Genomic DNA, 26,108 nt, shown 5'->3' on the forward strand with positions numbered 1-26,108 from the left:
ACCACGAGGTGCGAACGTCAAGGATTTAGGTGATTATTGCCCCGGTCCCTGTCGATTATTGAAATTGTCCGATGGCACAGCTCTGCCTTGCGAGTCCGATCAAACGGGCGCAGAATATCACCGACATTTGCCGGAGATCAGAGATGAAAATTGCCACTGCTGCTTATCCTCTGGATGTGCTGACTTCCTGGTCTGCCTATGAGGACAAATTGGCGAAATGGGTGGGTGAGGCCGCAGCACAGGGGGCGGAGCTTTTGGTGTTTCCCGAATATGGCGCAATGGAACTGGCGACATTGGCAGGACTTGATGTGGCGGGCGATCTGGAGGCGTCCTTGCATGCAGTATCAGATCGGATGCCGGACGCGGACAAGGTGCATGTCAGACTTGCCGCCGAACACGGTGTCCATATCGTTGCCGCCTCGGGTCCGGCTGATACTGACACGCGGCCGGTGAACCGCGCGCGCCTGATCACGCCCACCGGGCAGATTGGCGTGCAGGACAAGCAGATCATGACCCGATTTGAAAACGAAGTCTGGGACGTGATCGGCGGCAATAACTTGCAGGTGTTTGATACGGCCTTGGGCAGAATCGGCATTCTGATTTGTTACGACAGCGAGTTTCCGTTGCTGGGTCGGGCGTTGAGCGAATGTGATGTGATCGCGGTGCCGTCTGTCACCGAAACCCTGGCAGGCTATTGGCGAGTGCGCATCGGCGCGATGGCGCGGGCGCTGGAAAATCAGTGCATCACTGCAATGTCGTCGATTGTGGGGGCCGCAGGCTGGTCAGAGGCGTTGGGCACATCTTATGGTGCGGGCGGCATCTTTTGCCCGCCCGACACCGGTTTTCCTGCAACCGGCGTGGTCGCAGTGGGTGAGATCAATTCACCGGGCTGGACCTATGCCGACGTCGATCTGGCCCAGGTCGCGCATGTGCGTGCTGATGGCGTGGTGCTGAACCGTCGCCGTTGGACAATGCAACATGGGCGTGACACTGCCGCGATAAACGTGCGCCTGCGCTGAATCCCCCTTGAAAAAGGATTAAATTGCGCCCATTTAAGCCTGCGCCCTGAAATCCAGGGTTTATATCCGTTTCCCAAGCGGGAAACATCAGTCAAGGAGACAACATGGCCAAGGAAGACACGCTCGAATTCCCAGGTATCGTGAAGGAACTCCTGCCTAACGCGACGTTTCGGGTCGAGCTGGAAAACGGCCATGAGATCATCGCGCATACGGCAGGCAAGATGCGCAAGAACCGCATCCGCGTTCTGGCAGGCGATAAAGTTCAGGTGGAAATGACACCTTACGATCTGACCAAGGGTCGGATTAACTACCGCTTTAAATAAACGTTTCGGTGTTTATCCTCGGATCAGGATCACCGCGTCGCAAGGAATTGCTGGCGCAGATTGGTGTTTTGCCCGACGCCATTTCTGCGCCTGACATTGATGAGACCCCTCTGAAAGCCGAATTGCCGCGTCCCTATTGCGCCCGTATGGCGCGTGAGAAGGTGGCGGCGGTCAGTGCTGGCGCAGATGATATTGTGCTTTGTGCCGATACGACCGTGGCCGTGGGTCGCCGCATCCTGGGCAAGCCTGCCGATGCGGATGAGGCGGCGACGTTTCTGCGCCTGATGTCAGGCCGACGTCATAAAGTGATCACCGCCGTGGCCGTCAAACGCGGCGATCAGATCTGGCAGCGCGATGTGCAAAGCACCGTGAGAATGAAGTCTTTGTCAGACGCTGAACTGGCCGATTATCTTGCCACTAATGACTGGCAGGGCAAGGCGGGTGGCTACGGCATCCAAGGCCCAGCCGGCGCGCTGATCCCGTGGATTTCGGGCTCGTTCACCGGCATTGTTGGCCTTCCCCTGGCGGAAACCGCTAATTTGCTGCGTGCCGCTGGATATCCAATGGATGGAGAAACACCATGAAGGGCCGCACGATTATTTTGGGCCATCTGGGCGAGGTCGAGGCCGCCGCGCTGATGGTCGACGGCAAGCTCGACGATCTGCTGGTCGACAGTGACGCCCCCAACCCCGGTACCATCTATCGCGCGATTGCCGACCGGCCGGTCAAGGGGCAGGGCGGTATGTTCCTGAAAACCCCTGACGGTTCGGCGTTCCTGCGCCAGATCAAAGGGTTGGCACCGGGGCAGGCCATTCTGGTTCAGGTGTCCGGCTTTGCCGAGCCGGGCAAGGCGATCCCGGTTGCCGCGAAAATCCTGTTCAAAAGTCGCTATGCGATTGTGACCCCCGACGCACCGGGCCTGAACATTTCACGCAGCATCAAAGCCGAAAGTGAACGGGATCGCCTGCTTGAGATCGCCCATGATGTTGCGGGTGAGGCGGGGCATGGGTTGATCCTGCGGTCGTCCTGTGCGGGGGCCGATGCCGAAGAGATATCCGAAGACATCACCGCCATGTTGGCGCTTGCCGATACAGTGATGCAGGATGATGCCACGGACATGGATGTTCTGGTCGAGGGCGATGGTCCGCACCTGCTGGCATGGCGCGACTGGACCGATCCGGCAGAGGTGATCACCGACGATGATGGCTTTGACACCCACGGTGTGCTGGATGCTTTGGAAGCAGCCAGGGGCATTCAGGTGGGCCTTGGTGGTGCTGCGTCGATGTTTGTGGAGCCAACCCGCGCGCTTGTCGCTGTGGACGTGAATACCGGAAATGACGCATCGCTCGCTGCGGGTATCAAAGCCAACATGGCCTGCGCGCGCGCCCTGCCACGGGCGCTTCGGGTACGCGGTTTGGGCGGGCAGATCACCCTTGATCTGGCCCCCATGCCCAAAAAGGACCGCCGCGCATTCGAGACGGCGTTGCGGCAGGCGTTTCGTGGGGATGATGTTGAAACCACGCTTGTCGGCTGGACCCCTCTGGGCCATTTTGAACTGCAGCGCAAACGGGCCCGCGTGGTGGTGGCAGAGGTGTTGTCATGAATTGTCCGATCTGTGGTGCCGCGACCGTGGCCAAGTTTCGCCCCTTCTGTTCAGGGCGGTGTGCAGATGTTGATCTGGCCAAATGGCTGAACGGCAGCTACGCGGTTCCGTCACGCGCGCCTGAGGATGTGGAAGCGGCCCTCGATGCGGTTGAAGCGGCCCAGGACGACACCCAAAAGCCGCACTAGACGCCCGCAGACATTGCGCAGCGATCCGGGGCCAAAAAGGCACTGGACACCCTTGGCCTGACACCCTAGAACGCGCTCACCCGACCACCTTGGTGGTGAACCCGTGCCCGGGTAGCTCAGGGGTAGAGCAGTGGACTGAAAATCCTCGTGTCGGTGGTTCGATTCCGCCCCCGGGCACCACTAAATCAAAGACTTAAAGGATGGGTAGATTTCTTAGGCTCGCAGTAGGCTCTGAAATTCACTATCTTACGCGCTTCCAATTCATGACCTGCTTTAAACATCAGTTCGGTTAGTAGATCCTATTCTGAATGGAAAACAGGCTACTCGCCAAATTGGTAGTGGGCTGCTAGCCTCCTCCTGCCTGGGTATTGTCGTAACCTTGGGCATCGCGATGCTCTTCAGAGATGGAGAGATCGTGATGAGGATACTTTCAAAACCCCAACTGAAGGAGTTGGTTCTATATTCACCGCAACATGTCGCACGTCTGGAAAAGGCAGGCCTATTCCCCAAGCGGGTACAGTTGGGCCCGAACAGAGTGGGATGGGTCGAGGATGAAGTGCTGGACTGGCTTCAAATACGGATGGAGGGTCGCGAGGAGGCCTGACCGACACTCCTCATGTAGGAGTATGGGTGGCCGGAGGTGCACACTTCGGTCACCCGTTTTTTGTCCGACAGGTTCAGCCGGTCTTCAGACCTGATCGGGACAACAGCACTGGTGCGCTTTGGCATCTGGCCCAATTGTTCCCATAACAGGAACTGATCGTGGTTTGAGCGGCTCTGTCATTTGGCATCACTTGCGTGCAGATTAGGTTTTTGGCCGGGCCGCCAAACTGGCCAACCACGTCCAGAAACCGCTGTTCATTGCTGCGTCGCGAGAACACCCATAGGATCAATGTCGTCGCCTTGAGACCATAGGTGGTGCGGTGAAGGTTCTGTTCGATCACATGTCGGTACAACTCAATCGATGAGGCATAGCTTTTGCGCGCCGCACTTGATGTTTTGGGTTCTGTTCCGCGATCTACCTCCAACATGAAGGCGCGATATCTACCGCCGTAATCCAGGGCAAAAAGCTGATCCGGGATTAGTTTGCTGTTGCCAATCGGAATGGCGAGGGAAGCTTGCTTGATGGCAAGGATTTCATGGGCTGGGATATACCGCACGTCGTCCCGCGCTGCGGCGATCTCAATAGCACTGGTCACGCTGGAAACGGCAGCCCCATGGCCCCAGTGCCCTGTTGGCCGCACGGCGGGCTCTGCCCTGCCAAGGTCAATGAGATGGGTGTGCGCCTGTTTGGTCAGGTCATAGATGTAGGGGTTGAAGTCGGCGTATTCGGTGAACCGCTGTTGACGCGGTAGCATCAAAAATCCACCGGCCCGCAGTTTCTGCAATTGCCGCAGGCTCGTATCCTTACAGCGATGCGTGTCTTCGGTGAGTGCATGTAGATGCGCAGAGTTTAGCGGTCCGTGACGCTCAATATGCTTGAGCCAGCGGATTTCACGCGACGTGGGGCGCACATCAGCCAATGGCGCGATGTGATGGAATGTTGCGCGCCCCAGGCTATCAGTTTGTTTCTTGTGCTGCAGTAAATTTGTGTGGCTCATTGCTCCAGACTAGGCTGGCTCAAAGCTCTGGCGAAGGATTCGCGGGATCGTCGGGTTCGTTTTCTTCGGATGGATTCGGCCGCGTCTCATCCGATGTTCTGCTGTCTTCAGCCTTGTTCTGCCATGGTTCCGCATAGGCGTTGCGACTGTGTTCCCGAATTGCATCAATCTCGTCTTTTGTGGCGCGCTCCCGATTTTCCATAACAAAGAATGGAACGCTGATGGGCACGGCGCGGTCGGTTAATCCCCGCACAAAGGTGGCAAAAGTGCCCTTGGGCTGGCGCTGGATCAGATCGGCATCACACGACATTTGCCCCGCCAAGGCGCGCGCATCACGGGCTGAGACACCTCCGGCGAGTTTGATTGACGTGTTGGCTTCAAATGCTTCTTGCAGCCCGTTGCTGAGCTGGCCCAGATACTGGTGCGCCATGATCATCCCGACGCGGTATTTGCGCGCCTGACTGAGGATGATGCCAATGTTCTGGTCGAAGTAATCATGCGCCTCATCGATGTAGATTATGGCAGGCAGGCGATCGCGCGCGGGCAGCGTGGCACGCTCTTGGGCGGCCTGAGTGATCAGAGCAATGAAGAAGCGGCCGAAGATCTCGGTGCCCTGTTCTTTTAATAGTGATTTTGAGGTGTTGATCAGGATCAGCTTGCCTGCGTTCAATTCAGTGAACATGTCGAACTTCGACTGCGGGTTGGTAAACATCCGCTCGAAGGTCTGATTTTCCAGCACGCCATAGAGACGCCGCAGCACTTGCGTTTTGGTGTTGGTGAATTCCTTGCTGTCGAACTCGGTTTCAAAGAATCGGCGCGGCGTGCCTTCCAGCTTGGCAATGTGATCGCGGTACTTTTCCGTGCCGCCGGGTTCCATCAGCTCGCGTAAGGTGTGGATCGTCGCGTCAGGAATATGAAACATCAGGCGCGTAACATAGCGAAAGACCACGGATTGCTTGGCGGTCATGCCCGCTGACAGCAGCGATCCCAGAACAAAGTCATAAAGCTCAATGATGGAATTGGTCAGCCGCTCACGTTCGAGGGCGTTGTAGTTTTCAAGGCGACCCTGGCCAACGGAGAACAGGTTGAGGCTGACCGGAAAGGCGATGTCTTCTGGATCAATCAGAACAATCCGTTCGGGTGGCAGGGTTTTCGCCTTCAGGATTGTATTGATCAGATCGCCCTGGCTGTCGATCACCACGACCGATTTGTCACCCCGCACCACATCTTCCAGATCGTTCGCCAGGAAGTATTGCAGGGTCTGGGTTTTGCCGTGACCCGATCCAGCCACAATGTGCATGTGTTCAAACCGGCTGTTTTCCGGGATCTCAAATGGGGTTCTGAGTCGGAACAATTCTTTCAAATGAGTGCCTGCCAGATAGGTCTCCACAACATCATCGCCCTTATAGTCGCTCGGGAAGATCGGCTGGGTGCGATTGGTCCGACTGAGATTAGCGTCAATCCGGTCCCGTAAGCGCTTGAAGTGGTTGTAGTCAGTGTCAGCAAAAAACGGTGCGATGACATTCTGTACCGCCTGCCCCAGTGGGTGCACAAACTGGGTCACATCGACCAGCACGTCGCCCTCAATCGGCGGCACGGCCTGTGCAATGGTGCCCAGGCTGTCCGAGATGACATCTAGTGCAGTCAAAACCATGACCCGGTCGCTGCGGGCCTGCCCGGATCGCGCCAGCATGTCGCGATACCGCGCGCCCTCAACGGTGTTGCAGAGTGCAGGCATTGGTGGGATTTCTGGACTCAAACCTTCGTCATTGAGCAAGGCGCGCCCGATCTCCAGCAATTGGATCTTGAGAGCCTCTGGCGTGTCTGGCGGCCAGTGATGCGACAGGGCGGCATCGATCTCAGCGTCGCTCAGGCGCACCTGTCCGCTCAGCGCGTGGTTGTAGAGAATTTCCGTTTCCTCGCGGGCCAGACGCTCCAGACGTCGTGGGCTTTCTTTGTAGAGCCGATAGAAAACATAGGCCGGAATGCCGACCAGCAGAACCGGCGTAAGGAAAGCCGCCAGGGCGAGGATGCCGGAGATAATAAAGAAGGACAGGATTAACCCATTGAAGTTATCCGAGTTTGAACCTGCCATCAGATTTCCACGACTGTGCGCGTGCCGGTCTCGGCATTGTCATCCAGCCAGGTTTTCATTTGCGCCATCACCGCCAAAAGGTTTTCTTCATATATCTTGGATTTTGAGGGCGTTGCGCAGAGGAAACGATCAATCCGCCCATCCATCAGATGTTCGACACGCAGCTCGAACTTCTAATCGCGCGCATCGTTTTTGGCATCCGCTGGACGGCGATCCACCAGTTTGGTTTTGTGTCCGTCTTCATATAAAATGGAACATCAGAGCGGCTTGAGCATTGGAGGCTCTGGCTCGTTTGTGTGATTGATTATGCTGCTTGTTTTTGATGTTGCAAGCGACGTTGTTGGATTGTCTGTTTCTTGATCTTCTTCCTTTCCCTGAGAATGGCTTTGTCGCGACCGAAGTAGACGTCTGCGGGTGTGACGTTGTTCAGGCTCTCGTGGTAACGCTGGTTGTTGTAGTATTCGACGAAGGCCCCGATTTGGCGTTCGAGATCACCGGGTAGGTAGTAGTTCTCCAGCAGAACCCTGTTCTTCATGGTCTGGTGCCAGCGTTCGATCTTGCCTTGGGTCTGCGGGTGGAATGGCGCGCCGCGGACATGCGTCATTTTTTGATCCTCCAACCACTTGGTCAGATCGCCTGAGATGTAGCATGAGCCGTTGTCGCTAAGCAGACGTGGCTTGTGCCGCACAACAGCCTGGTCGCAGCCTGATGCTGTCAGAGCCAGTTCAATCGTGTCTGTCACATCTTCGGCCCGCATATTTGTGCAGAGCTTCCAGGCGATGATGTAGCGGCTGTAATCGTCCAGGATCGTGCTGAGATAATACCAACCCCAGCCAATGATCTTGAAGTAGGTGAAGTCGGTCTGCCACATCTCGTTGATGGCCGTTGTCTTATCTTTGAACTCATCGGCCGCTTTGATCACCACGTAATCCGGTGCGGTGATGAGATCAGCAGCTTTGAGAATGCGATAAGCTGACGATTCAGATATAAAATACCGCTTCTCATCCGTGTATTTGACGGCCAGTTCCCGGGTGGTCAGCTCTTCATGTTCCAGCGCAAACTCAATCAGGTCGCCACGGCGGGCATCCGGGATGCGGTTCCAGACCGATCTTGGGCGTGGAGATCTGTCAGCCAGTCCATCCAGGCCGCCGTCGACATAGAGATCGTACCATCGATAGAATGTCGTGCGTGGGATGCCCAGCATGTCGAGGGTCTGCTTGACTGGCAGATGCGATCCCTCAACGGTGCGGATGATCTCCAGTTTCTCAGACGCAGGGTATCTCATTCCTCGAACTCCCCAGCCCCTGTCATGCTTTTTTTGAGCAGACGGTTCTCAAGGGTCAGATCGGCAACGCATTCTTTCAGGGCCAAGGACTCAGAACGCAAATCCTTTACCTCAGGCGATGTGGCCTGCCGTGCCGTGTCGCCAGATAACCGGCGCTTGCCAGCTTCGAGAAATTCCTTCGACCAGCTGTAATAAAGGCTCTCAGCGATACCTTCGCGGCGACACAGCACCGAGATGCTTTCCTCGCCGCGCAAGCCTGCCAATACAATGCGGATCTTCTCTTCAGCTGAATATGTCTGCCGGGTCTTACGGCGGATGTTCTTAACTACCTTGTCGGCAGCGTCTTTGGACGTCTGGGCTTTCTTCGTCATCTCGATCTCCTAATCGATAAGATGAACCAGAAATCCTCCCTTATTCAAACCCTCAAATCTGTCCCGCGGGTGCTGACGTCAGACAACCTCAGGCCAATCGGAGATCTGATCCTTCAACCGGTTCCAAGTCTTGATGGCATTGGCAACCACATGCTCAGGCCGGGTGACGAAGCTCTCCTCGATCAGGGTCTTAAGCAGGTCCAGGGGATGTTGATCCGTTACCTGTTGCGGCTCCACCGACAGTGCCGAGCAGAATTGCGCCAACTGGGTCAGTTTCCAAAGATCATGCTTGTACTCGATCCGACCGAGCAGGTCCGACCAATCCTGGCTGACCGGGGCAAGCCAGTCCGAGCGTTTGCGGGAGCAGCCGGTCAGTTCAAGCGCCTTCAAGGCATCACTCTTAATGTTGGCCAGGCGCTTCTTGGTGATGTTGTGCTGTGCCGGGACAATCTTGCGCACCCGAATACAAATCCAGTTGATGTTTGCCGGGATTTCAGCAGGCGAGCGACCGATCATGCGTGCCAGAGAATTGAGCGCCGACTTCAGATCCCTGCGCTTTGTCGGAGGCAGATCTTCCATGTCCGAGAGCTCTGTGATCACACTATCTAGCATGCGCGTTTCGGCCGAAATAAACGGGCTGACATTAGACTTTTGCGGCTTCTCTTCGGTCATCGGGTGGCACTCCTCATGTAAAGGGCTGACCTCGGGTGGCCACGGGTGGACACCAGGGTATATTCGGGAAAGCGTAGCATAATAATCAGGTGCTGATTGTGCGGGAACGGTATCCCGACACCCGCGTAACCCATTGAAAATAATGGACATGAGTGGACAGCGCTGGTCACCGGCACATCCGGTCCAGAACGAAGGTTCTGAGGTCGCGCGGTAAGATGCGCAATTGATTTCCAAGGCGTGCGGCGGGCAGATCGCCGGCTTTAATCCAGCGGCGTACTGTCTTCTCTGAGACACGACAGGTCTCCGCGACATCAGTGATGTCGAGCATCGGTTCAGCCATATGTTTGGACTTACTTGCCATGATCTTTCCCTTCGCCTGGAAGAGAAGGGCCATGCGCCTGGTCTTCCGTTTGGGGAGTGGCCGCCAAGGCCTCACGGGCAGCGGCACGGGCCAACATCCGCACCAATGCGCGCAGCGTTTCATCTGCGCGATCCGTGCTTTCTTGATGTGAAACGTTCCGGCGCATCGGCCACTCCTGTCCTGTATTGAGGACAATTAGTCAGCAGCCAGGGTGGCCAGTCAGCCAGTGATTGGCCAGCCAAGCGGATCAGCCAGTTGGCCGGTTACGGCCAGGTCTTGATTTTGTTTTGGATTGTGCTGCGGCTCGGGGGCTCTTTGTTGAAGCGCTCTGCGCATTCTATCTGCAGGTCTTCAATTTTTTTGTTCATGCTCATTGTAGGCTGACGATCGACTATCGCTTCGTATATCGTTTTAATCTCTGCCCAGTCGAACTTAGTCCGCAGACTAACCTCGCCGATATCGTGCCAAAGCTTCTTCATGTCAGCGCTAAGTACCCGCACCGCACTCCAAGGTTGATTGCTAGGCTGGCCTGAAAAGCCGACAAGAGGAGGCCGTATCACAAGGTCGGTCCACTCGGCCGCGGGGATCTCTTCTAGGCTCTCCGGTGTATGGCGACGGTATCCGGATGACTTTATGAGACCCTGCTCCAACGCGCGTCTCAATTCCTCAACAGAGCCGAGCCGTTTACGTCCCTTGGGCCACATCGACGGATACATTCCGAGCGCCATATAGGCGTTCCGATCAGCCACACTGAAATCGTTCACCAACTGCTTCTCTCGGTACTCAACCCAAGCGCAAGCCTGGGCCAAGTTCCAGTATTTGTCGTCGAACGGATGAAGAGGGCTCATCCTTACAGCTTAAGAAAATTGATTGACCAAGTGCAAGCTGTAGCATGTAATTGTGTTGTTTGGTGCCAGCGCCTGAGTGCGAAGTGGCATGTCTACAATTCATCGATTTGCGAGATTCTTACGTGATAGAAATCTCGAAGTATCATTGATACGATCTTGGTCAACCGCCTCACCAATTTCTATCTCGTGGAGTTGTTGTTCGACTGTGGCCATAATCCACGACGGCGTCATTCATCTTTAGGTGGCAAAAGCCCCTTGGCCTTCGACCGAAAGGCTGCCTAAATGAGTTGAGTGACCGGAACGTAAGCGTGATAAGACCAACTCTGAGCGCACACGTCATATCTTTCATTAAGCCATTAGCGTCTCTACGGAAATTCCATCACAATGGCACTGCCAAATCCGCTGGCGTCATTCCATGAACTAGATGTCTCCAGCGCAGTCATTCTCCTGTTGCCTCTGGTCGAGCTGGCATAGAAAGCATGATCTTCGCGTCCTTGGTGGTCGTTTGGTTCGGATCGGCCCCAATTCGTGTATGTGAGCGGCTCACCTGTAACCCATCGCCATCCGCCTCTTGGCTCGGGAGCATCTTTCGGTTGGAAAAGTCCAATTGCCGGGCCTTGCGCGCCCTTACGGTCTGAGTAGATTTTCCAAAACTTCTCTTCGTGCCGTATCATTTCGTAGACAAAGTCGTTTTCAGCCTCGCTGGTAATCGTGACCAGGTGCCCACCCAACCGAAGTGCGTTCCTCGCATTACTTTCCCAGGTACCGCCAATTGATGCCTTCGTCGCGACATACAGACGATTTTCGAAGTAGCCATAAATAATCTCTGACGACCCCAAGTTTTCAACAATCTTTTGCAGTCTTGGGTCGTCATTGAGACCCGACCCCTCTGCCGGTGAATACCGTTTTGCGCGTTTGCCGGAAATAAATGTCTTACGGTCAACAAGCTCTCGTGACGGATCAATGCGCAATGCGGTAAGAGTTTCTGTAGTGATCAAGTCGGTTTCGGGCAGGCCAGATTTAGATTTGAAATCCTCGATAGCCTGTTGAGATTTCTTACCCAGAATTCCGTCAGTGGTACCCGCATTGAACCCTCTTACATTCAACGCCAATTGAATTTTGCGCGCCACGCTGCGGGTTACATCCAGCGCAACCTCTTCCACATTTTGCAGAAGTGGTGGTGGTTTGGCAACGGGCACCGCGGCAGCGGCAGATTTTGAAGTGGGTTCTGCTTCCGGTTTTGGTTGTGCTACAGGCACCCGCACAGCGTCGCGTCTGGCCAAAGCGATTTTGTAGATACTGTTCTCGGATTGGTCAGAGTATTGGCTTAGGAACCGGTTCCATGCCGAGATAGTGTTGCCGTCGCTAGCTTTTGCGAAGTCTTCGGCCATTTTTTGCAAGACCTTTAGTGATGCCGCCGCTGCCGTATCATTGCTGGCTGCAGCAAGCTGTACAGGTGGCTTTAGAAAAATATCCTTACCGGGAAGCGAGCCATATGTGAAAGGCTCCTGATATCCTTCGGTGAGTTCAAAAACAGTGTCGCGGACTCTGCGGAAAAGCTTTCCCAACTCCAGCCCCGGCTCCTCGATATGCTGCAGAAGTGCCTTTGCGTAGGGACTGTTGCGGCCTTCTCCGTCCATGGCCAATGTACCACTGCGCGCAGCATAACCGACGAGCACACCACCGGGGTCAATTCTGCCTAGACCACGTCCAACAGATCTTTTAGCGGATGTTTGCACCATGTCAGAGAGGAATGGATTGTTGCGGCAGGCGTCAACAAGAATGACTTTCACGCCTTGGACACCAGTGACGGAACTTAGCACAGTGTCCAAACGGATTGCTTCAAACTCAACATCGCGGTCGCTACCCAGTTCGGCATTGACTGGGATAAGGTAGTTTGCCCCGTCGATCTCAATTCCATGGCCTGCAAAATAGACAAAGGCCATATCCGCATCTGAAGCCTCTTCAGCAAAATCCCTTATGGCCAACCGCATCGACCGATAATCAAGGTCAAGATGTGTGGTAACGCTGAAACCGATCCTGCCAAGTGCTACGCCTATATCATTTGCATCATTCTTCGGGTTGGGCAGATTCGAGACATGCTCGTAAGTAGAATTACCAATGACAAGCGCCACGCGTTTTTCCTGTGCTGCCGCATAGCTGAACAAGGGAGAAACAAAAACCACCAAAACAAATATAGCTTGGAAACGGTTTAGACGCTTTTGAATTTGCATCGCTCCGCACACCTCCTGACGTTCTTTTTCACCGCAGAATAACACAGGTTTTCTAATTTAGATGGTGAATCCTTGCAAGATAGCGAGCGTTTGGGCACTGTTAGACGAAACCTTCTTAAGACGGACTGGTCAGATTTGTAGCGTTAAGACATGATCCAACCTGGCGTTGTCTGACAAAGCCGTTTTGAAGCGGGCAGCGCGATTCCAAAGCATCCGAGCATGACTAAAAACCCCCATTTCGATTCATCAAGATAAGCCCAGATATCACTCGTCTGGCGGCCATATTGTATATTCTTTTCCAGCTTTCGCACAGCAATGTCGATAACTTGCTGTACAAGCGCTGCACCGATGTTGACAAATCCCCCGTGAAATTAAGGGCGGGGTTTTCGCCCCCATGCATCGGCGAGATATCTTCCATACGCCCAACCAGAAATACCTTGCCACTGCACGCTACACCACCGCATTGAAAAGCCCTCTTTCACTTGGCAATCCGAGACATTGACACCTGTTGCCTGAGGTGGCAACTCGGCGACGACATCATATTTTGTACCGGGACCTGCGCGCACATTCAGCTTTTGATTCATCGGATGATCAACTACATGATAGGCCCCCGCATATGGCGATTCCGGCTGACCGGCCGTGCCGCTGTGCAGGTATTTAGCAAAGGAGTAGCCGCTGATGCATCCGTATGTGACCGCGCACCAACCTGACGAAGAGCAAGCCTCCAATTGGACGCCATTGGCATTAAAAGGCAATTCGCCAACCACCGGGAAGTTCGTACCTGCCCCCGAGCGCACGAAAAGAGTGTCGTCCGTTCGGATGCTCTGCACGAAATAGCCGCCATTCAGCGCCGGACAAGATGTCCGAATGACATTGTTTTGTGAGGTCGGGCTTGGTGTTGGTGCTGGCTTAGGTTTGGGTACTGCTGCAACTTCTAAAGCCTGCTTACGTGCTTTGGCCTCTGCCACGAAATGACCGTTGGAAAATGCCATCAGATATGTTGTGTAGGCGCTGATTGTATTTTGCACTTTCGTCGTTTCCCAGAACTCTCGGTCAGCGATAGAAACCAAAAGCCGGTTTGCATCTGGGGTACGGGCATGGTTTGGATAGCGCGCAATAAAGTCCTCAAGTTGGGCGCGCTGTCCACTTTGTACGGCGTTTAGATACACAACCAAAGGGTTCTCTTGAGGTGCCGCAGCCATTTCTGACGACGGCAACGCGACCTCGGGAATAACTGTTCCTTTAGGTACCAAATAAACGAGATCCTCAGGCGGCTGGATGCGATACATTGGCTTTTGACGCCCATCAGTTTTGTCTTTCACGACTTTCGTTACCTTTTGAAATAACGCGCCAACCTCAAGACCTGGCTCGGCAAGAAGCCCCAACAGAGCCTCTGTATAAGGGCTATGCATACCGTCACCATCATCGGCGGTATCTCCTGCTTGAGCGGCGAAGCTGACTAGCGTACCCGCTTCGCCGTCGAGTGAGATTGGCGCGAGGCCACGCGACACAGAACGGCTGCTGTTTGTACGCTCCATAGTGTTGGCGAAAGGATTGTCGCGACAGGCATCAAGCATCAAGAGGCCCAACTTGCCCGCGTTGCGCACCGTGGTTAGGATGCTGTCCAAGGACACAGCTTCAAACTGAGCGGTTGCTTCGCTTGCCATTCTTGCGTCGACTGGGATTAAATAATTACGTCCGCCCATTTCGATCCCGTGACCCGCATAAAAGACAACAGCCAAATCAGACCGTAATGCTTGTTCCGCAAAGCCACCAAGGGCGACGCGAAAACTCTGCCCGCCAAGATTTTCATGCAAAAATACCTCAAACCCAAGGCTTTCCAACTTGGTGGCAATCGCGCGCGCATCGTTCTTTGGGTTCGCAAGTTGCGTTGCATGCTGGTAATCGGAATTTCCAACCACCAAAGCCACGCGCCGTTCGGCAAGGGATGGTGAGCCGATAGATAGAAGAATTAAGACGATTAAGGCGCGAAACATTATTCAATCCTTATAGACAAAAACGTCGCAATGACATTTCCCTCACACATTTCTATAGCGCGTTTAATCTATAGCGCGTTTAAAAACTGGATACGCGCCGCCGTCATTCGCGCAACGCAAAGTGATAGCGCATCACCCCCCAATCGACTGCATTCCAGTTCGCGGTTTCCAATCCAATTAGATTGGCCCGCAGCGTCAACCCGGTTACGTGACTGCGCCCAATTGTAAGCCGCTGAAAGTGCACCATCCTGATAAGACAAAGGACCAAATTTACAAATTTCTCGCTCCACGGCGGTTCCGGCGCGGGCGCATTGGAAACTCGGGCTATGGGTATTGTGGCCGTTTGCCGAGGATAGTGAATTGGTACGTTCGCCCATCACGTCAATCAGACAACCAGAGAGATCAGACACCATACCGTGGCAAACGGTATCGCGCAGCGTTATCCAGTGTCTTTGCTGCGCGCCGGTCACGACCGCTCGTGTGCGCGCCATCTTGAACGCATTGCTTAAAGCAACATCCAAGTTTGCCAATAGATCAGAGCTGCATATCGCATTTTCCGTAACCGTGGACGCACGCGCGCAATCAAAACTAGGCCGCACAATTGACGGAGCGGGTGCGGGTTTTTGTTTGGGTGCCGCTGCGATCTCAATTGCCCTTTTGCGCGACTTGGCCTCGTTCGTGAACTGACCGTTTGAAAAAGCCGCTATATAGGAATTGTAAGCGTTAACAGTATTTTGTTCCTTGGTTGTCTCCCAGAATTCCCGATCAGCAATGCTGAGCAACAAACGTCGTGCATCGGGCGCATTGGCATGGGCTGGATAGCGCGCAATAAAGTCTCTGAGCGGCGCAGTTTTTTGACTTTGCACTGCGTCCAAATAGGCCACAAAAGCGTCTTCTTGGTAAGTCGCCGGAGCCTCTGGCGCAGCCACCGCAGGGACTGCGACGCCTTGAGGCACCAAATACACAAGATCCTCGGGCGGTTGGATGCGATACATTGGCTTTTGCCGCCCCTCGGTTTTGTCTTTTACAACTTTCGTGACCCTTTGAAACAGCGCACCAACTTCTAAGCCGGGCTCTGCCAATAGCTCCAGTAACGCCTCTGTATAGGGGCTGTGCATGCCGTCCCCGTCATCAGCGGTGTCGCCTGCTTGCGCTGCAAAACTGACCAGCGTGCCTGCCTCCCCCTCAAGCGAGATCGGCGCAAGGCCGCGAGATATTGCACGGGTGCCGTTTTTCCGCTCTATCGTGTTGGCGAACGGATTATCGCGGCAGGCGTCAAGCATCACTAGACCCAATTTGCCCGCGTTGCGCACCGTTGTTAGGACGCCGTTCAACGACACCGCTTCAAACTGGGCGGTTGCCTCGCTTGTCATCATAGCGTCGATGGGGATCAGGTAATTTTGCCCGCCCATTTCGATCCCGTGACCCGCATAAAACACAACCGCCAAATCTGCGCGGAGCGCCTCTTCGGAAAATGCGCCCAAAGCAACGCGAAATTGCTGACCGCCTAAGTTTTCGTGCAAGAACACTTCAAAGCCAATCTGGCTTAACTTATCGCCAATCGCACGCGCATCATTTTGCGGGTTTGGCAGGCGCGCTGCATGTTGATAATCGGAATTCCCTATGACCAAAGCGACCCGCCGTTCGGCAAGTGCTGAGGAGGCAAAAGTCATTGACATCAGGATGATCAACGCGCGCAACATTTTCAATTCTCGCTGGTAAATAGGCCCGTCAGACCAGTTTGGCAGTCGCCCTGATGAAGCGCCACGGACAAACGGTCATCGCTGGGCACAGTCTGATTGTTCAGTGATTGCAGCAGTTTTTGTAGGTCAAGCGGGGGGCGCGTACAGAAGATCGCCACAAGTTGGTCCTCACCAACCGGTAGGGCGACCTGAAATCTGATGGGAAAGCCGTCTGAATCCATGGCCAAATTGTCGCTTTCACTCAGTGGATAAAGGAATTGAACAGACCCGTTTGAGGCCAGATTGAACAATGTCAAATATCCCATGTTTGGGCGGGGCGGGGCAAAATTAAATCCGACAGTTTCGCCGATTCGGTGGCTTGTGCTGTCTTGCGCGGTTCTAATGCGGACAGGGGCGATACCGTCCCGCTTTGAACGGGTAATCTGTGCCAAAGCGGCGGCACGTGCCACCATCACGTCGGCCCCATCGCGCAACGTTGTGATTCGGTCGCCGGTATGGTTCAGAACGATCCAAGTGTCGCCCGATTGCTCAAACGTCAATAGCGCGTTGGTGTTGACCTCGCTAAAACTTCCCGCCACCAAACCGGGGGGGCGATCACCGATGAAATGGACTGGCACAGATTGAGCCTTGGGAGTTTGCGACTGTGTCGGCATGGACAGGAGGTCCGCTACCAAGAACGCTTGCTTGTTATCGCCACGCGGCAGAATGCGTGGTTGCTGAGTTTGGTTCATGTGGGCAAACACGCGGTCTTCAAGAAAGCCGGATAATTCTGCTCGTGTCACGCTGCCATTGTTGTCGAGGTCAGCGGCACCGTCCAAAGCCTGCGCGAAAAACCAAGACAATGCCCCGTGTGCCTTGCCCTCAAACCGGGTTTCGGTCACCAGGCGGTCCTCTGATGCGGTGGCCAATATCTGTGTTACATTTGGCAATTCATCCGTATTATCATCGCCATCCGCCGCCGTTATTTCACCTTCAATCGGGTCCAGTGGAATATCCCAGACGCCGCCGCTTCGGGTCAGACCCATCCGGGCCGTATTCACATTTCTCGTGAGCCCCGCCGAATGGCAACTGTCCATCACCCAGATTACATTAAATGGTGCCGCAGCAGCCAACAGAGCGCGCAGCTGATCGTCGTTCAAGCGGCCAATGCGCGCGTTATCTGGGTCAAACTCGTGAAACATTATCGTTTCATCTAACCCGTCTGTGTTTTCGTCGAATGGTTCTGACACCTCTTTTTCCTGCCCACCATGGCCTGAAAAACTGACGATAATTGTGTCACCGGGGCGGGCTTTGGATATCATATCTTGCCACCCGGCCAAAAAGTTTTCGACAGTCGCCGCACCGTTTGTCAAAAGCCGATTATCGGTCAGGTCGATACCAGCATTGCGCATGGAAGCCGCAATGCGCGTCGCATCGTTGACGGCTCCTTCGAGGTCGGACAATTCACCAACCGGAGCCGGGAACGGGTCAAAATGCCGGTAGTCATCAACCCCGACAACCATGCCAAACTGCGCAGCAATCGCTGGCGCGGCACAAAGGTATGATGCCAACGCCAAAGCGACAGAGAATTTTGATTTACTCGTGAAGGACAAGTTCAACACGTCGGGCAATTTTGCGACGTTCCTCTTCTGAATAGACTGCGTAGTCTACCAGAGCGGGCGGTTCGCGTTCGCCTTTACCTTCTACATAGATTTCAGCATGTACCCCTTTGGCCTGTAAGAAGTGTCTGACGGTTTTGGCACGCCGCAGCGAGAGATCAAGGTTAAACGCGTCTGAGCCAACGTCGTCAGTGTGTCCAACAACCGTGAGCTTGTGCAACGCATTTTTTAAAAGGAAATTGGCAAGCGTTTCAGCTTCGCGCAGACCGTCGGCGTCCATTTCCGCCGAACCCGAGGCAAACCTGACGGGCAGATAGACCGCGTTGACAGCGGCGGCCACTGCGTCAGCGACCACGTAATTTTCTTTTGGCGCGCCGGCATAAAGGTCGGTTGTGGATTGATACTCGTTCTCCTGTTTCCCCTCGGTTTGCGCTTGGACGGTGGCTGCCTTTTCAATCCGAATGCCGCGCATTGCAGACTTTAACACACCAGAGGCCTGTCCGCCCCGGGTCACCGAGGCCGAAAGATTGCCCGACAGCATCATGTTCTCTTGCGCCAAGCGCGCAATGCGATCCGCCACTGGCACAAGGCGGCTGTTTGGTGGAGTCAGTGCTGGGTCGGTGATCGTATCCAGGGCTGCATTATACATTTGCGCCGCTTCACCACGCGCGCCCCGTTTGGCGGCAATATCGCCGCGGATCGCCTGAACCGCCCAGTGCAGAGATGGTGCGTGGGTCAGCGCTTCTTCAGCGCCTGTAAGGTCGCCCGCCGCGACGCGTGCCTGCGCTTGGGTTGCCAAGGCTGCCGACACTTGTCCCATTGTTATACGATTGGTTTCTTCCGAGCACCCCGCACTACGGACCATATCGAAAGCGCTTAAAAGCCCGGGTGTACTGTCGCTACTAATTGCGCTGCGCAACTGCGCTAGGGCGTCATCACAGCTTGCCGCAGCGGCACCAGCTGCCATCAAAGTCAAAGCTGAAAAAGTAAGGAAACAAGACAGCTTGTTCATGTCTATCGCCCCTATTTCATCACGTTGAAAGTCACATGGTTGGTCGCACTTGCACCGTTGTCTTCGGCCACCAAACTTGCCGCTTCGATTGATATGCCGCGCGTAAATGGCAGCGACCGTTCGCGGGCATAATCAAGAGCTTCGCCTTCCTTCATCCGGTGGGTCCCTAACCCACCTTCGCGGCAAAGCGCCAACATCGTTTCACCTGTTCCGGGCGTGTCAAACCGGATTTGAAGACCCGACCCTTGATACGGAATACGCCGGACCTCACCGGGTTCGAGGAAATTCGGCCCCAAAATCGACTGGGGCAATTCTTCGATATTCTTACCTTCTTCTACGTACAATATCTGCAACTCACAGCGCTTGTTCGCCTTGACATCAAATTCGAGCAGATCATTTACATAGACATCCGTTTTTGGAACCGACAGTGCGAGCGTCAAACGGTCCATCGGGAGTTGCGGTGCTGGATCATAGGTCAGCGGTGTGGTTTCAGCGGGACTATATGGCGCTTGAGATTTGGCAAACGCGTCTGTCACCGCCTTTTCAACTTTGGCTTCATAGCCACCCGCCGAAGTGGATGAGACGACGTAGCCATCTGCATAGCGATAGGGGCGCAGGTCGGTTAGGCGCGGTAACATTTCGGCAAAATAGGTATCCACCTCTGAACGGTGTACCTTGGCACCCCCGTTCATCCGCGCGATCCAATCGGCCAGCACCACTGTCAATTGCGGGTCGCCCAAACTTCCGGCGCGCGCCAGCAATGTGTCTACGTCAAGATGAAATTCGCGCGCAAGGCCTGCCAGATCAATGGCGTTGAAATGCTGATCCGCCAGATAGGTGAAAATTTCACCACCCCCCACGCTCGCAGGTGCCGCGAGGCTTGTCAGTCGCCCAGTTGGGGATCTATCGGTCGCGTTTAGTTTCGACAATGCTATCAAGAAGGCGTCGCTGTCTGATCTGTAGATGCCGCTTAGTGTTTCATTGTCCACGTACATTTCTAACAGAACGTCCAGTTGATCCCGTGAATGGCGTTGCGATGTCATCAATACATCCCGCATCTGGTCACGTTTGGCGATCATGCCGTTGGCGTGACAATCGAAACAGGATCGCGCATTTTCAATCTCGACCCCTTTGCCGATTTGTTTGTTGCGAAACGACACAATCGACGCAGGACCAACCAAAAGACGGTCGCCTTTGTTCGTTGAAAGATAGTATCCCTGCAACCCATTCGGCAGCGAAAATATCATTTCGCCGCCGTCATGTTCAAAGGCTTCGGTACCGGATGCGGTGTGTGACATTCCCTCTGGTCCATCGGGATATAAGGTTAGCGACTGCCGGCCTTCGTCACCGGCAAAATCATAGGATTTCCAGTAATAGCCGCCGCGCTGCAGATCAAAGCGTTCCAGCATTCGGTTGTGATCCGACACGCCAGACGCACCCGGCAACATCGCTGCGCGGACGACGCGGCGCGCTTGGATTTCGCGGTCTACATCAATACCGATGCGTGTTTCTAGATCTTTGATCTGCGCCGTGAGGCCAAGGAACATATCGTAATAGGGTGCTTCCGATCCAAAATGGGTCAACCAATCCGCGCGCATAATAGGAACCGGCGTGCCCGTTGCATCCGCCACGGCACCCAGCAATGGATCGGTCGCGGGGTCGATTCCGTAGGGGTAGATTTTTGCCAAATCGGCCCATGCTGCCGGCGAGAAGCCGGACGCGCGGGCCGTTTCAGTAAAGACACCGGTTGCTACCGCATTCCACATGTCATGGGTCCAGCCGTAATCACGCATATCAATCCGCACGATTGAGCCTTCTGTCCCGTCAAGCGGCGTCACCGGGACCACCCGTGCGCCTGTCGACACTGAATTCACATACTTGTTAAATGCCGCATGCAGGTAGAACATCGGATTGCGCAGCGCGCCGGTCTGACTGCAATCAACCACCGCGAGCGGCGTGTTCGCAAAGCTGAAATATCGATAGAATTGCTGATCTCGTTCATTGATCGCTGAAATATCGGTAACGATTGCGAGCATGCGTTCCGCCCGAGTGCCACCAGCAAAAAGTGGCATTGGCACGTCTTTCACTACCACAGGTGTCGTGGTGACGGGTGCCGGTGCAGGGGCCGCGGCACCAAGAGCAGTTATCCAGTTTCTAAGGGCCTCGACCTCTTGCACAGTCATCTGTTTGCCCTTGGGCATGCGGTTTGACGCAATTGATTCATACAAGGGCGATGCATCCGGATTTCCCGGTACCAAGATCCGTTTATCAAATGGCATATCGGCCAGTTCACCCGTCGGAAACACAGCGCCATAGGTTTTCCCGGGGGCGTGGCACGACCGACAATGGGTCTCGATCACTTGATCCGCTTGCGCCGTTAGGGCCGCATCAGCCCCGCTTGGGCTGCTTTGCTGAGGCTCGGAGGTCGTCGCCGAAACGGTCGGGTTCTGCGCCTCACAATAGGCATCTACACGCGACATCAGTGTTTTCGCTTTTGTCAGGTCAACAAGATCACCCGAGGGCTGTGCATCAGTAATCGTTGTGCTTTCAAGCTGCGCGAGTTCCACCGGAGCTATGTCAGGGAATTGGGAAATATCCACCGGTGTTCCTGTCAAATACGCATACATCGCGGCACGATCCGACATTGGCAAGGTGGAGGTCAGGCGGGCAATTCTGCGCATAGACTTGGCAACCATTGGATTGCCGTTTAATTTGCGTCCTTCGCTCATCGCGCCTACGACAAATGCCTCCGCACCAAAAACACTGAGCCGCTCGGCGGAAATATCAGGTGCAAAGTCACCAAGCAGCCCTATCTCTCCCTGATAGGCGCGCGCGGCGTCCAGTTCGTATTTAAAGCCAAGGCTAGTATCGCGCGGCGTATGGCACTCCGCGCAATGACCAACCGCTTCGACCAAATACTGACCTCTTTGCATTTGTGCATCAGGCAAATCCGTAATCTCGGGGCGTGCGCTTGTCCAGAAATCAAGAATTGTTTGACTTAAGTAGCTTATATTATGGTCCTTAGATGGGCTGTCGGCGGCTGGAAGGCTTGCCAAATGCGCGCGCAGGTCCAAAACATCCTCGGGTTTCATGCGGGCATAGGATGGGAATGGAAACACCGCACCAAAGTAGGTACGGCCCTGAGGCGACACTCCCTTGATCATCGCATTTAGAAAATCGGCATTCGACCACTTGCCGATACCGTACGTTTCGTCGGCGGTGATGTTAGGTGGGAAAAGCTCGCCGAACTTTGTTGAAATAGCCTCTCCGCCTGCCAGAATATCATCGCCACCATCGACCGCGTGACAGGTTGCGCACCCGCCCGCGGCAAACATCCGTGCGCCATTTTCGGGATCCGCTTGATAATCTGCAAAGGCCGACTGATCAAACAATTCATTTGCGGTTATCTGTGCCGGACCACAGATACCAGCCGCCACTATGGCAATAAAGAATAATTTCTGGAGCATGCACGCATCCTATCTAAATTCGAATTCTTCAAAATGAACAGACTTAGGCATCTTCGCCATTGACTTTAAACCCTTGAGTATTGCATCTCGCATGGTTGCAGGGCCACAAAACCAAAATCCTGCCTCGGCAAATTCAAAGGGAACAATGTCGACAAGCTTTTGCGCGTCCATACGCCCATCAGTCTTACTAACATGCAGGTGCAAGTCAAACCCATTGCTGCGCGCAGCAGCGGCACGCAGACGGTCCACCCCCACGGCTTCTTCTGTTTTACCAACACAATAAACGAGGATGATCTTGCGTTTGTTATCTTGATTTAAGCTGTCGGCAAACGTCAGAAACGGTGTAATGCCTATGCCGCCAGCAAGCCAAACTTGCGTGTCTTCGCCACGCCGATAGTCGAACCTACCATAGCCCGCTTCAATAGACATGCGATCACCTACAGACACGCCATTGCGAACACGGGCGGTGTAGTCGCCCAGTGCCCGTATCGAAAACTGAATACTGCCATCTTCACCGATGCGCGAAGTCGTAAAGGGATGCGGTTCGCGCAGACCCTTTTTGGCGAAAGATATGATGCCAAAGCCGCCGGGTTGAAGTTTGGTAAATCCGCGTCCCTTAGGGGTCGCGTCAATTATCGTGGCAGCGGGGTGGGTCTCAACATTTGAAACGATAAAGCGGCGCGGCCGGAAAGGCGCAAGGAATTGCGTGTAAAGAAATGAAAGAATACCAACACCCGCCATCAGATTAAGGTACTGTGAAATCGACGCATTGGCGTCAAATGGCACTTTCACAAACAACTGATGCAACGCCAATGCGATAAAAACTACACCCATCCCCCGATGCCCGATGCGCCAGATATGATAGGGTATCAAATCGCGCCGCATTTTTGGCACACGCTTGATTGCACTTACCAATATGAGAGCGACCAACGCCATAAATGCAATTTTTGCGATGTCCACGGCGGTTTTTGCAAGGCCCGACGCGACGATTTCGCCTTTTAGGTCCATCCCCACAAATTTATGGAATAATACCAAGGGCAATAAAGATATACCGATCCATTTGTGCGCCACATAAAGACGATCAAGCCCGCCAAGGGCATGTTCCACTAGGCGCGGTCGGGTCGCCAAGAACAGATTGATTGCCATCAATGAAAACGTCGAGGCCCCCGCACATAACGCCAATACGCTTTGCAAATTGGCACTACCCGCGCTGATGACAACTAAGAGACTTGGAACCAAAACCCCGCTTAATAAGATCAAAGTAGACATTGCCATAAACGGCGGTTCCTATGTTATATCCTTTAAAAACGGGGTCGGAATATTCAAAAAACGAAATTATCATTCATCGTATGTTATCCTACTGAGAACAAATAGCAAGTTTCGTTCTTAAGACCAAATTCTAGGTTTCAAATCCGATCACCGCGGCATAGATCCTGCCATCTATCCTATGACTTAGGTGCCTCTAGCGCTTGATACCCAAGGTCTTTGGCTCATTTACTCGCCACCCTTTTCTGAATTCGGTTTGTGAGGTAAAGTATGGATACAAACAGGTACGAGGTTTGAAGGTTTGGCTTTTTCGTTATGTCTGAATTTGTCGTAGAAGTTGTGAAACCCGCAAGCAGAGCCCAAGGAACAGATGGTGACAATTACTCAAACGAAATTGTGGAAAGCAACTTTTTACCAATTGATTTCATTTGGAGGTTTGGCTCTTTGCCTGATGGTTGCAGGGGTTGTCAGCGCAGATGAAAACAAGCGAGTGGCCCTTGTCATCGGCAACTCTAAGTACCAACATGTAACCAGCTTAATCAATCCGGCCAACGATGCTGAGGATATTTCAAATTCCCTTGAACGTATAGGTTTCCAAGTCACAACTGGTAAGAACCTTGACTATAACGGGATGCGTCTTGCAGTCCGCGATTTTACTGAAGCCGCAGCAGATGCAGATGTTGTAATGATTTACTTCGCTGGTCACGGGATTGAGATCGAGAATACGAATTATCTGATACCAGTTAATGCGACCCTCAAAAGCGACAGAGACGTAGAATTTGAAGCCATCCGCCTTGATGCAATAGTTAACGCGATCGCAGATACACCAGGCCTCAAAATCGTCCTTGTAGATGCGTGTCGCAACAATCCATTTGTAGCTCAAATGAAACGCGTATCGACGACGCGATCTATAGGCCGTGGCCTTGCGGCAATCGAACCGGGCGGCGTCGTGGTAGGATACGCAGCGCGCGGCGGCACCCTGGCCGAGGACGGCGATGGAAGAAACAGTCCATACGCCAAAGCGCTGCTTGAGCATATCGAACAACCGGGATTGGAGCTCGGGAAGATGTTTCGCCGCATCAGGGACCGTGTTTATGATTTGACAGATGGATTTCAGGAACCTTTCACATACGGCTCGCTGCCAGGGGAAGACATTTACCTGGTTCCCAAAATAGAGAAAGTTGCCATGGTCGCTCCTACTACTCAACAAACCATGCGCGCTACTCAGGCTATTGCACCTGTGCCATTATCGCGAGCAGATGTGATGGCCGCAGCGATGGAAATCAATACGTTGCGGGGTTGGTCGCTTTATGCTGCAAAATATGGTCCGCAGGCCATCACAGAGCCAGAAGTTGTGACGCGCATGTACGAGATGACGCCAAAGTGGGCCGCAAAAGAAAAAGGAAACAGCGTACTGGAAGATTTGATAACGCCAGACCCCAATTCACGAAAGGAAATTCAGGCTGCATTGAATGAAACTGGCTTTGATGTTGGGATACCGGATGGCGCTTTCGGATCGAAGACCCGCGCTGGCATCAGGGCCGTCCAGTTAGAAAAAGGCCTGCCCGAAACCGGCTTTGTGGACCCCGGTGTCGTCGTAAGTATAGGTTTGGACTGGAAAAAGTATTCGAACGCTGATTTTATAAGCAGCCCGTTCGCTGATCGGCAGTACCCTGAAAGGTTAGCGATGTTGGGCGAGTATCCAGAAATTATCGCGGTTCTGGGATGTTTGGGCCTCCGGAAAAGTATTTATGGTGTATTTCGGGGCAGTTTCTACGTGGCTCTGATACAGTCAGGTCACGTCCAATTAGCACGTGCCGAAGCTGAAAAATGTGGTGTTGATCTTGCCACCATAACATCTGACGCAGAGAACAGATTTGTGGTGAAGATGTTTAGTTCTGATCCTTCCTTCGTAGATGTGGGATACGATAGTAAATCCAAGATCAGCTATAAGTCCGGTCCTTATTTCGGTTTGCGTAAAGACCCGGGTGAAAGCGACGCGGTTTTTGGATGGCGTTGGTACAGTGGAGAACCGGTTAAATATACAAACTGGTTACCTTCCAAACCCAACAAGAACCATGGTACGAAAAAGAAGCAATACGCTCAGTTCCAATATGAAAAAAGAGGACGAACCGATCTGAGAAATGCAGTAGCAGCGCAGTGGTTTGATGGCTCAGGCATTGGTCGGTCATTCATCCTCGAAGGCGCGCTACAGTAGCTATATCAGAAGGATAAGCACAAGTTTCAGTTTGCCGCTGAAATCACAGACGTAATGAACCATCAGATTGCTGACCTGTTCCCTGACTAAGTCCAGTTTTTTGGTGAACCCTCAACCGACATCTATGAACTTATCGAAGCGTCGCTCCCGTTGCTGCCGTCGGACCGTATCGCTATGTCCGGTGATACGCTCCACATAGATTTTTTTGGGTGGCGGCAGTCGAAACGAAGTATCGATGAGAGGGGCG

General features: G+C 53.8%; 22 protein-coding genes and 1 tRNA gene. 8 read left to right on the plus strand and 15 right to left on the minus strand.

The annotated features are described in order from the left end of the window. Window positions 1–143: 143 nt before the first annotated feature. The 7 genes from C1J02_RS04670 (at window position 144) to C1J02_RS04700 (ending at window position 3,737) form a co-directional block, all read left to right on the plus strand. A complete protein-coding gene (locus C1J02_RS04670; RefSeq protein WP_114880378.1) occupies window positions 144–1,019 on the plus strand; it encodes a carbon-nitrogen hydrolase family protein in 876 nt (291 codons plus the stop codon). A gap of 104 nt (window positions 1,020–1,123) precedes the next feature. Next, window positions 1,124–1,342, plus strand: a complete 219-nt coding sequence (infA, locus tag C1J02_RS04675) for a translation initiation factor IF-1 (protein WP_008228280.1) — start codon at window positions 1,124–1,126, stop codon at window positions 1,340–1,342. Between the two features lie 8 nt (window positions 1,343–1,350). Beyond that, window positions 1,351–1,926 (plus strand): nucleoside triphosphate pyrophosphatase, encoded by a 576-nt coding sequence (locus C1J02_RS04680; protein ID WP_114877550.1) that lies wholly within the window; start codon window positions 1,351–1,353, stop codon window positions 1,924–1,926. Next, window positions 1,923–2,945: a ribonuclease E/G gene (locus tag C1J02_RS04685; protein WP_114877551.1), complete on the plus strand. Its 1,023-nt coding sequence runs from the start codon at window positions 1,923–1,925 to the stop codon at window positions 2,943–2,945. The genes C1J02_RS04680 and C1J02_RS04685 overlap by 4 nt, the downstream gene beginning before the upstream one ends. Next, the gene (locus C1J02_RS04690; protein ID WP_114877552.1) at window positions 2,942–3,133 is read left to right on the plus strand and encodes a DNA gyrase inhibitor YacG; all 192 of its coding nucleotides are present in this window, start codon (window positions 2,942–2,944) and stop codon (window positions 3,131–3,133) included. The genes C1J02_RS04685 and C1J02_RS04690 overlap by 4 nt, the downstream gene beginning before the upstream one ends. A 105-nt stretch (window positions 3,134–3,238) precedes the next feature. Beyond that, window positions 3,239–3,313: transfer RNA gene (locus C1J02_RS04695), tRNA-Phe, on the plus strand. A 238-nt stretch (window positions 3,314–3,551) separates the two neighbouring features. Beyond that, window positions 3,552–3,737, plus strand: coding sequence for an AlpA family transcriptional regulator (locus C1J02_RS04700; RefSeq protein WP_114880379.1), 186 nt, complete (start codon window positions 3,552–3,554; stop codon window positions 3,735–3,737). Between the two features lie 73 nt (window positions 3,738–3,810). On the opposite strand, the gene C1J02_RS04705 is transcribed toward C1J02_RS04700, so the two are convergent. The 15 genes from C1J02_RS04705 to C1J02_RS04770 form a co-directional block, all read right to left on the minus strand. Then, window positions 3,811–4,734, minus strand: coding sequence for a replication-relaxation family protein (locus C1J02_RS04705; protein ID WP_114877553.1), 924 nt, complete (start codon window positions 4,732–4,734; stop codon window positions 3,811–3,813). Between the two features lie 19 nt (window positions 4,735–4,753). Continuing rightward, a complete protein-coding gene (locus C1J02_RS04710) occupies window positions 4,754–6,829 on the minus strand; it encodes an ATP-binding protein (RefSeq protein ID WP_205389859.1) in 2,076 nt (691 codons plus the stop codon). Further along, on the minus strand, window positions 6,829–6,975 hold the full coding sequence (locus C1J02_RS21120) for a hypothetical protein (RefSeq protein ID WP_254693205.1): 147 nt from the start codon (window positions 6,973–6,975) through the stop codon (window positions 6,829–6,831). Before C1J02_RS21120 ends, C1J02_RS04710 begins: the two co-directional genes overlap by 1 nt. 158 nt (window positions 6,976–7,133) lie before the next feature. After that, window positions 7,134–8,485, minus strand: a protein-coding gene (locus tag C1J02_RS04720) for an IS3 family transposase (RefSeq protein ID WP_114877554.1) whose coding sequence is annotated in 2 segments (ribosomal slippage) — window positions 7,134–8,149 and window positions 8,149–8,485 — 1,353 coding nt in all. Because the reading frame shifts where the segments join, the coding sequence is not laid out codon by codon here. A gap of 78 nt (window positions 8,486–8,563) precedes the next feature. Continuing rightward, on the minus strand, window positions 8,564–9,157 hold the full coding sequence (locus C1J02_RS04725) for a hypothetical protein (RefSeq protein WP_114877555.1): 594 nt from the start codon (window positions 9,155–9,157) through the stop codon (window positions 8,564–8,566). 166 nt (window positions 9,158–9,323) lie between these two features. Continuing rightward, entirely contained in the window at window positions 9,324–9,518 is a 195-nt protein-coding gene (locus tag C1J02_RS04730; protein WP_114877556.1) for a helix-turn-helix domain-containing protein, read from the minus strand. After that, window positions 9,508–9,684 (minus strand): hypothetical protein, encoded by a 177-nt coding sequence (locus C1J02_RS20780; RefSeq protein WP_162798225.1) that lies wholly within the window; start codon window positions 9,682–9,684, stop codon window positions 9,508–9,510. Before C1J02_RS20780 ends, C1J02_RS04730 begins: the two co-directional genes overlap by 11 nt. A 97-nt stretch (window positions 9,685–9,781) precedes the next feature. Beyond that, window positions 9,782–10,366 (minus strand): hypothetical protein, encoded by a 585-nt coding sequence (locus C1J02_RS04735; RefSeq protein WP_114877557.1) that lies wholly within the window; start codon window positions 10,364–10,366, stop codon window positions 9,782–9,784. A gap of 365 nt (window positions 10,367–10,731) precedes the next feature. Then, the gene (locus tag C1J02_RS04740; protein ID WP_114877558.1) at window positions 10,732–12,600 is read right to left on the minus strand and encodes a caspase family protein; all 1,869 of its coding nucleotides are present in this window, start codon (window positions 12,598–12,600) and stop codon (window positions 10,732–10,734) included. Between the two features lie 371 nt (window positions 12,601–12,971). Next, window positions 12,972–14,597, minus strand: a complete 1,626-nt coding sequence (locus tag C1J02_RS04745; RefSeq protein WP_114877559.1) for a caspase family protein — start codon at window positions 14,595–14,597, stop codon at window positions 12,972–12,974. A gap of 68 nt (window positions 14,598–14,665) precedes the next feature. Continuing rightward, window positions 14,666–16,300 (minus strand): caspase family protein, encoded by a 1,635-nt coding sequence (locus tag C1J02_RS04750; protein ID WP_114877560.1) that lies wholly within the window; start codon window positions 16,298–16,300, stop codon window positions 14,666–14,668. A 2-nt stretch (window positions 16,301–16,302) separates the two neighbouring features. Then, entirely contained in the window at window positions 16,303–17,901 is a 1,599-nt protein-coding gene (locus tag C1J02_RS04755; protein ID WP_254693268.1) for a caspase family protein, read from the minus strand. Continuing rightward, window positions 17,876–18,718, minus strand: a complete 843-nt coding sequence (locus C1J02_RS04760; protein WP_205389861.1) for an OmpA family protein — start codon at window positions 18,716–18,718, stop codon at window positions 17,876–17,878. The genes C1J02_RS04755 and C1J02_RS04760 overlap by 26 nt, the downstream gene beginning before the upstream one ends. A gap of 203 nt (window positions 18,719–18,921) precedes the next feature. Continuing rightward, window positions 18,922–22,377: a c-type cytochrome gene (locus C1J02_RS04765; RefSeq protein ID WP_114877563.1), complete on the minus strand. Its 3,456-nt coding sequence runs from the start codon at window positions 22,375–22,377 to the stop codon at window positions 18,922–18,924. A 9-nt stretch (window positions 22,378–22,386) separates the two neighbouring features. After that, window positions 22,387–23,652, minus strand: coding sequence for a ferric reductase-like transmembrane domain-containing protein (locus C1J02_RS04770; RefSeq protein ID WP_114877564.1), 1,266 nt, complete (start codon window positions 23,650–23,652; stop codon window positions 22,387–22,389). Window positions 23,653–24,013: 361 nt separating this feature from the next. Between C1J02_RS04770 and C1J02_RS04775 the strand changes: the two genes are divergently transcribed. Continuing rightward, window positions 24,014–25,861: a caspase family protein gene (locus tag C1J02_RS04775; protein WP_114877565.1), complete on the plus strand. Its 1,848-nt coding sequence runs from the start codon at window positions 24,014–24,016 to the stop codon at window positions 25,859–25,861. Window positions 25,862–26,108: the final 247 nt, after the last annotated feature.

It is taken from the genome of Sulfitobacter sp. SK011 (genome assembly GCF_003352065.1).
In the GTDB taxonomy this organism is placed as follows: Bacteria; Pseudomonadota; Alphaproteobacteria; order Rhodobacterales; family Rhodobacteraceae; genus Sulfitobacter.

What these genes read in the sequence shown, in the direction of transcription:
- C1J02_RS04760 (WP_205389861.1), bottom strand. Translation starts at nt 18,718, where the DNA reads ATGGGACAAGTGTCGGCAGCCTTGGCAACCCAAGCGCAGGCACGCGTC.
- C1J02_RS04775 (WP_114877565.1), top strand. Translation starts at nt 24,014, where the DNA reads ATGGTGACAATTACTCAAACGAAATTGTGGAAAGCAACTTTTTACCAA.
- C1J02_RS04750 (WP_114877560.1), bottom strand. Translation starts at nt 16,300, where the DNA reads ATGTTGCGCGCGTTGATCATCCTGATGTCAATGACTTTTGCCTCCTCA.
- C1J02_RS04670 (WP_114880378.1), top strand. Translation starts at nt 144, where the DNA reads ATGAAAATTGCCACTGCTGCTTATCCTCTGGATGTGCTGACTTCCTGG.
- C1J02_RS04685 (WP_114877551.1), top strand. Translation starts at nt 1,923, where the DNA reads ATGAAGGGCCGCACGATTATTTTGGGCCATCTGGGCGAGGTCGAGGCC.
- C1J02_RS04735 (WP_114877557.1), bottom strand. Translation starts at nt 10,366, where the DNA reads ATGAGCCCTCTTCATCCGTTCGACGACAAATACTGGAACTTGGCCCAG.
- C1J02_RS21120 (WP_254693205.1), bottom strand. Translation starts at nt 6,975, where the DNA reads ATGGATGGGCGGATTGATCGTTTCCTCTGCGCAACGCCCTCAAAATCC.
- C1J02_RS04730 (WP_114877556.1), bottom strand. Translation starts at nt 9,518, where the DNA reads ATGGCAAGTAAGTCCAAACATATGGCTGAACCGATGCTCGACATCACT.
- C1J02_RS04765 (WP_114877563.1), bottom strand. Translation starts at nt 22,377, where the DNA reads ATGCTCCAGAAATTATTCTTTATTGCCATAGTGGCGGCTGGTATCTGT.
- C1J02_RS04745 (WP_114877559.1), bottom strand. Translation starts at nt 14,597, where the DNA reads ATGTTTCGCGCCTTAATCGTCTTAATTCTTCTATCTATCGGCTCACCA.
- C1J02_RS04710 (WP_205389859.1), bottom strand. Translation starts at nt 6,829, where the DNA reads ATGGCAGGTTCAAACTCGGATAACTTCAATGGGTTAATCCTGTCCTTC.
- C1J02_RS04690 (WP_114877552.1), top strand. Translation starts at nt 2,942, where the DNA reads ATGAATTGTCCGATCTGTGGTGCCGCGACCGTGGCCAAGTTTCGCCCC.
- C1J02_RS04725 (WP_114877555.1), bottom strand. Translation starts at nt 9,157, where the DNA reads ATGACCGAAGAGAAGCCGCAAAAGTCTAATGTCAGCCCGTTTATTTCG.
- C1J02_RS04770 (WP_114877564.1), bottom strand. Translation starts at nt 23,652, where the DNA reads ATGGCAATGTCTACTTTGATCTTATTAAGCGGGGTTTTGGTTCCAAGT.
- infA (WP_008228280.1), top strand. Translation starts at nt 1,124, where the DNA reads ATGGCCAAGGAAGACACGCTCGAATTCCCAGGTATCGTGAAGGAACTC.
- C1J02_RS04700 (WP_114880379.1), top strand. Translation starts at nt 3,552, where the DNA reads ATGAGGATACTTTCAAAACCCCAACTGAAGGAGTTGGTTCTATATTCA.
- C1J02_RS04740 (WP_114877558.1), bottom strand. Translation starts at nt 12,600, where the DNA reads ATGCAAATTCAAAAGCGTCTAAACCGTTTCCAAGCTATATTTGTTTTG.
- C1J02_RS04705 (WP_114877553.1), bottom strand. Translation starts at nt 4,734, where the DNA reads ATGAGCCACACAAATTTACTGCAGCACAAGAAACAAACTGATAGCCTG.
- C1J02_RS20780 (WP_162798225.1), bottom strand. Translation starts at nt 9,684, where the DNA reads ATGCGCCGGAACGTTTCACATCAAGAAAGCACGGATCGCGCAGATGAA.